Here is a 13257-nt window from a genome sequence, read left to right on the forward strand (position 1 = left end):
CCTTCAGCGCATTCGAACTAATCCCCGCCATCGTCAACCCAAAAGGATAATAATGTGTCTCCTCCAGCAGCGGCCCACTCTCCGCCAGTACTGTAACATTATCAAAGAGCACATCCTGTTCCGTTTCATTGCTGGTGTACACATAAAGAAAACCACTTTTCTCCATCACCATCTTATCCACCGCCAGCGTCTGCAACTCATCAGGTTCTCCTTTTACCTGCCTTACCCCACTATTCTCCTCCACTAAGTTAAACTGATCATCGAATAATACAAAATTCAGATAAGCTTTAGGTTTATCCTGCTGGTACTGGTCCGCATCGCGTTCTTTTAACCGTAGATAGTCATTACCATTCAATTGGCGGAAAGGTGACAGGGTTTCCGCATGTCCGGTACCATGCGAAGACCCGGCACTGCTTGATCCGCCGAAAGCCTGGACCAGGCTGGCCACCATATCTTCCGGACTTACGCCTTTATTATTTTTCGGCCCGGTTGACTTGTAAAACGCCCTGGCTCCGATTTGTATGGTATCACCGGCCATTACCTTCAAGACCAGTGAGGGCCCTACTTTCTTACCACCGTCTTTGGCGTTCAGCTTGGCTACGTACTGGTTTTGCGGTGTAGTTTCATCCTCCGGATAACCTACCGGTTTAACAGCACGGGTCTCTTCAATGTTGCTGAACAGCGCGGCTTCTGTCGCTGCCTGCTGTGTTTCCATGGTAGCAGTATAAATACTCAGGTCCTGCTGGTCGGTCAACACGGTGCGGACATTTCCCAAATGATCTTTGAGAAAGTAATCATACACATATTTGGATAGCTGGCCGTTGGCAAATACCGGGCGCATACGGCCTTCTTCATGACTCACCAGCTCCTGTACATTGTCCTGGTATACAAAACCTGCAATATAGTCGGTTACACGGGTCTTTGACGGTGTACTGGTATTATCAATCACCGTCTTTTTCAACTTATTGCCTAAAGCATCATACTGGTATTGAACGCTGCCTTTACCGCTAACAATAATACTTTCCGGCAGGTTAAGATGATTATAACTGATCGCCGCAATGTTCTTATTCAGGTCTTTGGTTAAGTTGCCGTTCAGATCATAATCGTAATCGTCTCCACTATTGGCGCCGTTATTAAAATCCCCCAGTTTAGCGCTAACCGTATTAACAGGATCTGTTACGGCAACCAGCTTATTGCTGCCTGTGCGGTAGGAATAGGTCAGCTGATCTATCGTCGCAACTGCAGTGCCTATCATACCTTTCTGGGTCATAGCACCGATGTTGCCGTTGGCATCATAAGATATCCCGCTTACGGAAAAGTCCTTCTGGTCTTTTGTCCAGTTCGTGCTGCCATCATTTTGCTGCCGGAATTCAGCTGCTGTCAGCCGGTTAACGTTATCATAACTATAGCCGTAAGCACGTGCGATCTTATCTCCCCCACTCTTCCACTTGCTGCCGGCTATATTGCCATTAAACTGGTTCTGCGTAAAGCCATAGTCATAACTCAATTCCTGGCCAAACCAGTTGCTGATGCTACCCGGAGTATTTACATAGTTTTTGTTGATCGCTTTCAGCCATCCCCTGATATTATACTCGTAAAGCTGGCTTTCCAGCGGAGCGTTGCTACCGTTAATGCCCAAGTGTTTAGTCTGCAATTGCCCCAGTTCATCATAGATATTATCTGCTATAATCCTTTCCCAGGCACTGTTATCATTCAATCGCTTCTTTACGGTCTTAAGTCTTCCTGCGGCGTCATATTGTTGCATTGTGAGCACGGTGGTCTGCGGAGTACCGCCGCTGCGCGGGTTACGGTGCCGGACATAACTGCTCAGCAACTTGCCACTAAAATCGTACAGGTTAGTAACCACATCCCTGCCACCCGCAGCATTATCTGCAACCATTTGGATGACCCGGCCTTTGTCGTTGTAATAGGTGGTAGTGGTTAGCCAGTCATTGGTGCCGAGCACTCTTACCTTGGTGCCGGTGACAAGTCCTTTGGTCATGCTGCTGGTGGCGTTTACTGGCTCTGCATAAAGATTGCTGCCAGGCTGTGGTTTGCTGAAATCAGCCGTTTCTGCAGCCTGCACACCAGGGAAGCTATAGTTATCATAAAAAGTATAGGTAAGAGGAGTGAGCGCATTTACATCTATATTGGGTAAAGGATTGGTAGCATTAACGGAAACCTGTCCCTGGTTAATACCGGTATTAATCTCAAACACGATATCGGCCCCGGAGCCAGAGTCAAAACCATCCACCAGCTCAATGCTACCGGTAGCCTGGTAAAGGTGAGTAAGGCCATCATAACTGCCCAATACCAGGTTCGCCTTGCCGGGAATAGTGAAATTAATAGACTGGGTATTGCTAGTAGCGGTGTTCATGCTGGCCTGCAGGGTCTCCCGCGTAGCTCCCGAAGCGTACAAAGCCGTCATAGTGGGACGGTTGAGCGCATCATAAAACGTTACGAGCCATTTTTTGTCGGTAGCGTTGCGCATGTTAGCATCCCGGGTAAACACCAGCCGGTCACGCAAGTCGTACACCATCTCCACCGGATCTGCACCCGGCACCTTTTTGGTGATCATACGGTCGCGATCATCGTAGGTGTATTGAAAACAAAGCTCATTGGCAATATTGGCATCTATAACCCAGTTGGATTTGACCAGGTCTACGGCTTTGGGGGATATCACAAAGCGCAGCCTGCCCAGATCATCGTAAACATAGTAGGTGCTTAACCAATTAAGGTGGCCGTCTGCAGCGCTGGATGTCAACTCTACCCGCTTCAGCACAACACGGTTATCTTTATCCTTGAACTCCACAGCACGCAGGCCTTTTTCATCTTTGCTGACGCTTTTATAAAGCATTCCGGCTCCATATACGCGGTTGGTAGCACTGGTAGGGATATTGCCGCTGGTTGGCATATCCCAGATACGTACTTCATCGGCTGCGGAATTTGTGAGGTATTGTTGTTCTACCGGCTTATTGCCACCTTCCAAAGCCCAGCTGTTACCTGGAGCGTAGGCTTTCAACACCCGATTCAGGGGAGACGCTTCATACTCGGTTTGGCTATAATAAATTGTCTCTCCACTCGCAGCGGGATTCAGGGAAGCATTTTGGTAAAAAGCCTGCTGGCCGTTGAAGGAATTTTTCTTGAAAGAGCCATCGCTGCTTGTATTGTTAGCGTCCTGTGGCACGTAGGGCAGATATTTATATTGCTCCCGACCAAAGGAATTGTATGTTACAGGGGCTACAAGGTCTTTGCCGTTAGGGGAGACCGCCCTTATCACCGTCTGCACTGGGCGTCCCAGTCCATCGAAGTACTGCGTGGTTAGTTTTACCTCACCGGTGGTGGCAATAGCAACCGTAGCTGGGTCGCTGGTGGGCATATTGGGTTCCCATATACGGATATAGTTGATAAAGGATCCTGTGTAAGCTGCAGGCAATGGCTGCGCGGTGGCTGCCGGACGGACACTGCTGTTATCAGGAGTTTGGGCAGCCACATTAGCAGCTGATTCCAGGAGTATACTTATTGTCAGTACTATATAAACGTTATACCGGATCATTTTCAATTAGTTTTTCTTAGTGCTCTGTACAAGGGATCGTGCTGAAGGTGGAAATGATTTCGCCAGGTCCGGTAGAATAGGTTACCCAATAAGTGCAGCGCCACTTCCTGGTTTCCAGTTGCTCCGAACTCACCAGCTCCCTGGTACCGGTTTGGCAAACATTGTTGACAGGTCGTTTACCATCCCCGGTACAGGCTGTCCGGGGGCAGGCCGATGAAGCACCGCTGACCACCCACCTTAACGTATTATAAGTAGTACTATAGGGATTGGCATCTTTCTCCTCTGATTCCTGGTTGCCCGTGTAGCTATTCCAGGCATCTCTCTCGCAACGGGTATTACCGGTTGGCTGCCAATCGGCAGCAAAGGAAGACTGGTATTGGTAGTCATATTGTTTAAGAATTTTTCCATCCTGGTCACGCACCAGTTTCAGCCTTCCATAGTTGTCGTATTCATAAAAGGTAGTATGGTTACCGGCATCGCAATGGGAAGTCATGCCAGTGAGAGGCTCGTAGGTATAAGTATTCATCTCTGCAGCAGCGGGATAAAAACGCACTTCATCCACCTGTCCGGAAAGACTAATAGTATAGGTGCCGCTGCTGACGTTTACACTACTGGTCTGTAAGGACCAATTGCTGCCGGATTTTTGCCAGTAACTAAGTGTGTATCCTCCATTGGTAAGCCCGGATAGAACCTTTGAGAATCCCCCGGTGTGGCTTTTTCTGCCGGTCTTAGCATCTCCATCGGTACTATTGCCATCACCTTCCTCAAAAGAAGTATAATAAATATCGGTGGCAGCAGCGTTAATGGCTTCCGCAATAGGATATAATTTATTATAACCCCAGATATAGGAACGCCTGACGTCTGCTACTTTTGACATCCCGGTGATGTTACTGCGATTATCATATCCAAAGAACTGTACCCGGCTTTCGTAAGAGCCACTACCCTTCTTTTCCTGTATAAATTCGGAAGCAATCTGGGGATTGGCGGAGGTGCGCCAGTTTTTAAAAATGGTCTTTGAGCCGCTTAACAGGGTACTACCTTTTAACTGCAACTGCTCTACAGGTAAGAGCATATTTGCTGTATTCATAGTTTGAGAAATGGCACCTATTTGCGGATCAGAGAGGAAGTCAGCAGGGTATTTGATCTGAACATTAAATTCGTCACCTTTACTGGAAACGGTATTAATATTGACCGGTAATGACCTGTTATTATAGGTATATGTGGTGATTTTCCCGATCTCTCCGCTTGCATTGAACTCGTTTTCTATCTCACTTTCCAACTCCTGTTTGCCTATGGTGATAGTATAGTCTGCAAACTGGAATACAGGAAGCAGCAGATATTGCGCGGCATGTTTCTCCGTATTGGTGTTCCATCCTGTGGTATTATCCTGGGTACCGAATTCAAGGAGCTTGTAAATATGGGTTCCCTTCACCTGCTCTGTTTCTGTCCGTTTATAGATCTTGTCTATACTTTTTACCCGGGTATAGGTATTGTTTCCATTGTTCCTGTAAACATCGATGCTTTGCAGTTCAGCTGTTTTCCAGGGTTCATATCTGTTAATATGCCTGCGGGCAATGTTGTTGTCTACTGATAATCCACTGAAGTCTAGATATTGATAAGGAGCAGGCAGGACACCAGGAAAGGACGGGGAGGGATAAGTGATAACCGGCATCACATCGTAAGGGAAATCGAAGGAATAAACCGTTTTACCATTGTTATTTGCAGGAGTGCCATCGTATTCCGTAACTTCTGTATAATATGGTAATGCAGACGCTTTCTCTTCAATTTCCTGCAGCAGGTCTGAGGTATATACTCTTTTCCGGAAATTATCTTCGTAAAGATCACTGAAATTATCCAGTTGAGTGAAATACCTTTTTTCATAGCTCAGGTCCTGCATCAGCACCCGCCTATATGAATAATATCCGGCTCCCGACTCTCCACTGCCATACTTATAGGTTTTGTAATAGGTATGGCCATCGGCGTCGGTATGCTGGATCTGCGCCAGGCGCAAGCCGGCGCCGGTTTTTATGCCGTTATCTTCATACTGGTTGCTTTCAAATGTGAAGGCTGTTGATCCACCACTTGGGTAGGTGATCTTTTTAAGCACTCCTATCTGCGAATTGGAATTGGGATTACGGTCAGCTCCATTCAGCTGCCCGCCCGGTATGTTGATAAACTCCGTAAGGGAGTTTCCGAAGGGGCCAAATAATACCTGGATATTATTCCATTTTGGGATAAGAATGGAGTTACGTCTGGCATTAGCGTTGACGAACCCCCAGAAATCACGATCTTTTGCACTGAAGTTATAAGAGGCATTGTATTCAAAACTATATTTATCTATCGACTGAAGATTGCTGTCCCGGAATAGTACGGCATCCAGTTTATAGGTAGGCTCCGTTCCGGTATAAGCGGGAAAATCCAGCTGGGACGACTGCAGTTCAATGCTCTTTAAAAGCACATTGTTATCATTCCGGATTTCTATGGTTTTGATACGGTCTGATGAGGGATACAGGATGAAACTAACTTTACCCCCCCGGAATTTAATCTCCGAAATCCGCTGAATAGCATATTCCCTATAGTTACTGTTAACAGCATAGGTCGTGGAATAGTGGATGGCGTCAATTCGCGAGTCATTATCGATCAATGTATACTGATCCCCTTCGCTGTAGCTCTTTTGTACTTTTGTCACATAGGTAAACGTAATGGTATCGTTCTTGTCTGCCGATATTATGGAACTCAGTAATTTAGCTGTAATGGGTTGGTTATAGTAACCCATTACTATCTGCCCTTTTTCATCGACGTTATAGTTATACTCGTTTCCCTTATCATCGAGGATCCTATTTGGATAAGTTCCGGATATGTTAAAAATTTTAACAGGTTTTAAAGGCAGCAGTTTATATTCCGACGATGAACCTGCGGCTATAAAACGGCCGGAGTAAGAACCTGCTGTGTAAGAAAATATATCATACTGGGAATCGTATCCGCCAGGATAATATAGCGATGCCAGGTAATCATAGTCATCCTTATTGGTAAGGTTGGCCTCCGGTTTCCAGGTGGGAGGAAAAGATGACAGATCATCAGGCTTTCCATAGATGGTCCGGGCGATCATACCGCCTGCATTCAGGCTCCATCCCAGGCCTACCGGCCCTGTGACATCATTGGCCTTTCGGCCGCCGGCAAAATAACTGATACTGATCGGTACACGCAGGCTGCCACATTTTACTTCGTATAAAGGGATGTTGATCTGTGGCACTCCCGAACTGTAATCAACACCATAATCCAGGTATTTAAACAATGCGGCGGCCTCGGGGGAAGGCGGCAATAGTTGCGGAAGACCATTTTGGGCAGTAGCGTATTGGATGTGGCATAACAGGAAAACCGTAACAAACAGGCGCCTGAATGGCACTTTGAATAGGGACAAAATACTTCTATGCATTCCGGTACAGGATTTCTTACATTAGATTGAATATTGCCGCAAATTGCATGCTGGGCACGCATACTATCTGCGTATAGATGAAAGCCAGGGTTATCTTTTTACGGGCAACAACAAAACTTTCAAGGTATAGCTGGGTACAAAAGAAACTACTTTTGCATTAATTTGCAAGAGCAATATAGTATTAAATCCAAAATAATATAGGTGCAGGGGGATAGGCTGTACGGGGGAAGCCAGATTGCTAATAAAAGAACTGCTCCGATACAATCTTCCCGTCTCTTACCTCATAGAGCATGATCTGGTGTATCTGTACCATGCCATGCCCCTGTACCGTGAGATCCTTCTCCCGCACTACTGCAAAATGATTGCCGGTCACAATCGGTTCGCTGGTATACAGCCGGTGCACCGCTTCTATCCGCTTAATGAAGCTATCGGCTTTTTTACGCACTTCTGCTTTGCCTTCAGCATCGTTAAAATATGGGGAGCCTGCAGGCTCTATACTCCTTACATTATCCGCAAAGAATTCATCCTGGATCTCATACCATTTCTCTTGTTGGGCGAGTTTATGAAAGCGGGCAGCTACTTCCTGTGTAGTCATTACTTTTTGTTGTACGTTTTCCATCGGTTTTATTTTTGGCGTGATTGTACAACAAAAGTAAAGTAGAGCGAATACTTAGCGGAGGTGCTAAATAGACATTATGAAGGGTGGATTTAGACATATCAGGCGCTTAGCCTAATTTTCTAAACAGGCCACAGGTTAGATTTTCCTGCCGCCTACTCTCTCCTGCTCTCCACCGTATACACAAAGCTATCTGCCCTGTAATATCCCAGGTTATATTCTATCGGTCTTTCTCCCTGGTCATACACAAATCTTTTCCTGGAAAGTATCGGGCTGCCCGGTTCCACTTCCAGTTTGCCTGCCAGGAATTTATCCGCTGTTTTTGCACTGATCTCTTCTTTAGACAGGGTGGCTATTACATGGTGATCCTTTTCCAGGATATCATACAGGGGCCGTTTAAAATCTTCTTCACCGGTAAGCCCTACCCGGGGATGGAAAAAAGAGATAAAGTATACAAAGGGCCCTTCTGCCTTGCCTCTCAGGCGTTCCAGCTTCAGGATCTTTTTATCGGTACCGATGCCGAAGAAATTTGCCACACTTTCATCCGGCGTTACCCAGGTAACATGCAGCTCAAAGTTGCGGATGGTGATGCCGCGGGCCGTCATTTCCTGGGTAAAGCTCAGCCAGTTCTTGGACTTGGAGCTGATGGCCGGCTCGGCCACTTTTGTGCCGATACCTTTCTTCCGTACCAGCAATCCTTCGTATACAAGTTTGTTCAGGGCCTGCCGTAAGGTAGACCTGGAAATAGCCAGCTGTTTGGCCAGCTGTACTTCGTTAGGTAAGAATTTCCCGTTCGCATATTGCGGGTCATTGATAATGGCGCGCAACAAGTTTTCCGCCTGGAGATGCAGCGGCAGGGGATTTTTGTGGTCAATACTAAAGTTCATAGTCGCATTAGGTAACGCGCAAATTAATAAAAAATCTGACGTGACTGCCTCCCACTTTGATGGTATGTCTGGTCATGATAAACCCCTGCCAGTATGCCAGCAATCCCTCACAACCAGTCTAAACATTTGTTTATCAATACAAACAAAGTATTCCCGCCCGCCTGTTATTATTTTTCCTGCCTACTTGCAAAAATAAAATTATGTTTATATGTTTGTACATATTAAACCGGGCTATTTGCATGAAGCTCCTCGTTATTCTTCACGTTATCTGCATGTCACTCTGCGCTCAGCTCTCTTTTTCACAAACGGGCAATGATCAACTGGCAGCTACCATCCTGGCAGATAGCCGGCTGGACACGATCCAGGCACGCGCACTTCGCCTGCTGACAGGCTTCACCGCCGGCACTTCCTACGGGGAAGTCTGGATCAGGGATTTCAACACCTTCATCAATGGCTCGCTGCAGGTACATCCGCCGGAAAAAGTGAAAGACATGCTCCTGCTGTTTTTCAAAATGCAGGGCCCCGGCGGCGATATCGTAGACGGCATGATCGACACGGCAAAAGCCAGCGGGGGGTATAAATTCCGCTATTCGGCGTTGGCCCCCGGTTGGGCCGCCCACAAGAACACGGTGGAAACAGACCAGGAATCTTCCCTGATCCAGGCCGTGAAGAAATATATTGACGCCACCGGCGACCGCTCCATCCTTACCATACAAATAGACGGCAGATCTGTGCTGCAGCGCATGGAAACCGCGCTGGATTACCTACTCCGCGAAAGATGGTCGCCTGATTACGGACTGATCACCGGCGCCACCACTATAGACTGGGGCGATGTGCAACCGGAAACCGGTTGGGGTGTTGCTATCAACGACAAAACCAAATGGGCCATCGATATCTATGACAACGCGATGTTCGTACTCGCTCTGCAGGATCTGCAGGCCATGTTAGCCCCCGGTTACAAACCGCTGAAGAATTGGAAAAATATTGAAAACCAGGTGCGCGCCGATGTTCGCAAACATCTCTGGATGAAGAACGCACAAAAGTATCTGCCGCATCTCTATCTCAATGGCAGTCCCTTCTCTCCCGCCTTTAATGAAAAGGAGATCCTATATACCGGCGGAACCGCCTGCGCCATTCTGGCCGGCTTCCATACCCGCGAAGAAATTGCCGCCATCAACCGGCAAATGGTACAGGCCGCAGGTAAAGAACAACATGCTACCATCGGCATCACCGTTTATCCTCCCTATCCGCTAAAAGAATTTCCGAATATGAAGCCGTACCTGTATCAGAACGCGGGCGACTGGACCTGGTTTGGGGGTCGCATGATACAGGCGCTTATCAAAAATGGATTTATTAAAGAAGCCTGTGACGAACTGACCCCCATGATAGACAGGGCCATTGCCAACAAAGGCTTTTTCGAGTGGTACGATGTACAAACGGGTCAACCAAAAGGTTCGGGAGATTTCAGGGGGGAAGCGGGAGTACTCTACGATGTTATTCAGTTATTACGACAGTGGGCCATGCTAAATAAATAAATGGTTAGCTATTAGCCGTCAGCTTTTAGCTGTTGTTGTTGGTGATTGTATTCGCTGCGATCACTAACGGCTGACAGCTTTGTTGCTGGCTGCTGAAAAACTGCCATCTCCACTTTTAAACATCCTTTCATAAACAAAAAAACCAGGTTATGAAGCAAAGATTCATTTTTGTCATTGCATGTATGCTGCTTGCAGTAAATGTAATGGCGCAGCTCCGTATAAGCGGGCGGGTTACAGATGCAAAAGACGCATCGCCGCTGCCCAACGTGACCCTACAGGTGAAAGGTACCAGCACCGGTACCATTACGGATGTAGACGGAAACTATACCATTACGGTGCCCGGCAGCAGCTCTGTGCTGATCTTTTCCTACACCGGCTATGCCCCCAAGGAAGTACCGGTGGGCAGCCAGACCACGCTGAATGTTGGTCTTGAAATGAAAGCCAACCAGCTCACAGATGTGGTGGTGGTTGGTTATGGTACTGTAAAGAAGTCTGACCTTACCGGTGCGGTAAGCACCATCAAGGCAGAACAGCTGATGGACAAGCCCGTACCCAATGTATCGCAGGCACTGCAGGGCAAGATACCCGGCGTGGATGTAAACATTAACAGCAGCGCACCCGGACAGACAGCGAAGGTGAGGGTGCGCGGTATCGGCTCCATCAACTCCAACATTGATCCGCTGTACGTGGTGGATGGTGTGATCGGCGTAGATGCCAACCAGCTCAATCCAAGTGACATCGCCTCCCTGGAAGTGCTGAAAGACGCTTCTTCCACCGCCATCTTCGGCGCCAGGGGCTCTAACGGCGTTATCCTGGTGACCACCAAACGGGGTATCCGCGGCGACCGCGCGCCACGCATCTCCTACGAAGGTAACGTGAACGTAAGCACGCTGGCCAGGCATGTGAAAACACTGAACTCAGACCAGTTCATCAAAGTGTATAACGAAGCCTTTGCCAATGCTACCAAGTTCGACCCTGCAGGCGGCACCTGGGCCCCGCCCGTGGAGCTGAACCACGCCAGCCTGCCCAAACTGTTTGATGAAAACGACAAACCGCTGTACAATACCAACTGGGAGAAAGAAGTGTACAAACCCGCTGTTTCTCACAGCCACTACCTGCTGATGCAGGGCGGCAGCGAAAAATCGGCTTACAGCCTTTCCCTGGGTTACCTGGACCAGAACGGCCTGATGTTGGAGTCCTGGTTCAAACGTTATTCTGTGCGCTTAACGATGGATAACGACGTCAATAAATGGCTCACTGTTGGCGGCAACATCTCCTTCATCTCCGGTAAACAAAGGGTGGTATCAGACGGTAACGGCGCCCTCAACGTACCCCGCATGGTGGCAGAAGAAGTGCCCATCCTGCCGGTGAAATACCCGGATGGCACCTGGGCAGGTAATAACGACATCGCAGGCCTGGAAGGCGGTCCCAACCCGGTGCACATCGCCCAGAGCAGGTACACCATCAACAATACCCTGCTGGCGATGGGAGATGCTTACCTCCTGTTCCACATTACCAAAGACCTCGATTTTAAAACAGACATTGGTTATAACCTCAACGGACAAAAGAACAATTTCTACTCAGGCATAGACTTGCCTCACCTGTCGCAAGACCAGGGCGGCGATGCAAGCATCACTAATTTCACCAACACCTACTGGCAGTCTGAGAACTACCTCACCTGGAACAAACAGATCAATGCCCGTCAGAAAATGACGGCTTTGCTGGGGATCTCCTTCCAGCAGTATAACCAGGAGCAGTCCAACGCAGAGTCACAGAATTTCATCTCCGATTTCTTCCAGTGGCATAACCTGGGCGCCGGCTCCGTACGCCAGGCCATTGGTTCGTCGGATTATAAATGGACGATGAACTCCTACTTTGCACGTGTTACCTATAACATAGACGGCAAATACCTGTTCACCGCTACCGGCCGTTATGATGGTTCTTCCAAATTCGGAGAAGACAACAAATACGGCTTCTTCCCTTCTGTGGGCGCCGCCTGGAATATCTCTGAAGAAAATTTCATGAAACAATATGCCTGGCTGAACAACCTGAAAGTGCGCGCCAGCTATGGCCTCTCCGGCAACCAGGAAATACCGCAGTACCGTTCACTGCCGCAGATTTCGCCCAACAATACCGTACTGGGAGGCGCCAACCAGGCCAGCCTGCTGCCGGGGTATATTGGCAACTCCGGCCTGAAATGGGAACGCTCCCTGCAGTTTGACGCCGGTGTGGAAGCTGCCCTGTTTGACGGCCGTATCAATATGAACGTGGACTACTATCGCCGTACCACCAAAGACCTGCTGCTGCAGGCGCCCATTGCATGGTCTGCCGGTATGGTGGACGCCAATATCTACCAGAACGTAGGTTCTGTACGTAACACCGGTATAGAAGTGAACCTGCATACGGAGAATATCAAGTCTAAAAACTTCAGGTGGTCTACCGACTACATCTTCGCATCCAACAAGAACGAGATCCTGAAACTGAACCAGGGCAATGCAGACATTTTCCCGGGCCCTAATTTCCTCGGGCAAACGAATGTACTGCGCGTAGGTTCTCCTATCGGATCTTTCTACGGTATGACCCGCCTGGGCACCTATAGTGAAGACGAAGCGGCAGAAGCAGCGGAGCACAGCCTGAAACCCGGCGACAGGAAATATCTCTATAACAAAGACGGCAGCCCTTACTACAGCATCATCGGACGCGCCTATCCCAAATGGACAGGCACTTTCTCCAGCACGATCAATTACAAGAACTGGGACTTCTCATTTGACATACGTTTTGTACAGGGCGTAAATACTGCCGCCACCTTTAAACATTCTACAGAGGATCGCCAGACACTGGCCAACAGCCTTGCTACCGTACTGAATGCCTGGACACCACAGAACCAGAATACAATGATCGCCCAGGTACGCAGCTATAAGTTCACACAGGATTCACATTTTGATACCTGGTGGGTAGAAGATGGCTCTTACATCCGCGGACAGAACTTTACACTGGGGTATACAATGCCGGCTTCCTTTAACCAGCGAACAGGCATCCAGAAATTACGTATATACGCCAGCGTACAGAACCTGTTCCTGATCACCAAATATACCGGCTACGATCCCGAGGTAGACACCTTTGTTTCCGGTTATGGTTCCAACACCGGTTTTTCACAGAACCTGGACTTCTTCTCCTATCCCAGGCCCCGCGTATGGAACCTGGGCGTATCATTAGGCTTCTAACAA

Annotated in this window: 6 protein-coding genes; 2 read left to right on the forward strand and 4 right to left on the reverse strand. The window is 48.3% G+C overall.

Annotated elements, in window-relative coordinates; all coding sequences use genetic code 11:
- The 4 genes from Q0577_RS20390 to Q0577_RS20405 all read right to left on the reverse strand — a co-directional run.
- A partial coding sequence (locus tag Q0577_RS20390) for a DUF6443 domain-containing protein (protein WP_298739586.1) occupies positions 1–3556 on the reverse strand: 3556 nt, incomplete at its 3' end.
- A 16-nt stretch (positions 3557–3572) separates the two neighbouring features.
- The gene (locus Q0577_RS20395) at positions 3573–6992 is read right to left on the reverse strand and encodes a hypothetical protein (RefSeq protein WP_298739588.1); all 3420 of its coding nucleotides are present in this window, start codon (positions 6990–6992) and stop codon (positions 3573–3575) included.
- Between the two features lie 238 nt (positions 6993–7230).
- Positions 7231–7611 (reverse strand): nuclear transport factor 2 family protein, encoded by a 381-nt coding sequence (locus Q0577_RS20400; RefSeq protein ID WP_298739590.1) that lies wholly within the window; start codon positions 7609–7611, stop codon positions 7231–7233.
- Between the two features lie 152 nt (positions 7612–7763).
- Complete coding sequence (locus tag Q0577_RS20405; RefSeq protein ID WP_298739592.1) at positions 7764–8495, reverse strand: GntR family transcriptional regulator; 732 nt, start codon at positions 8493–8495, stop codon at positions 7764–7766.
- 239 nt (positions 8496–8734) lie between these two features.
- Here Q0577_RS20405 and Q0577_RS20410 point away from each other — a divergent pair, with 239 nt between their 5' ends.
- Both Q0577_RS20410 and Q0577_RS20415 read left to right on the forward strand, forming a co-directional pair.
- Complete coding sequence (locus Q0577_RS20410) at positions 8735–10030, forward strand: hypothetical protein (protein ID WP_298739594.1); 1296 nt, start codon at positions 8735–8737, stop codon at positions 10028–10030.
- Between the two features lie 149 nt (positions 10031–10179).
- On the forward strand, positions 10180–13254 hold the full coding sequence (locus tag Q0577_RS20415; RefSeq protein ID WP_298739596.1) for a TonB-dependent receptor: 3075 nt from the start codon (positions 10180–10182) through the stop codon (positions 13252–13254).
- The last annotated feature ends 3 nt before the right edge of the window (positions 13255–13257 follow it).

The organism is uncultured Chitinophaga sp. (genome assembly GCF_937898475.1).
GTDB lineage: Bacteria > Bacteroidota > Bacteroidia > Chitinophagales > Chitinophagaceae > Chitinophaga.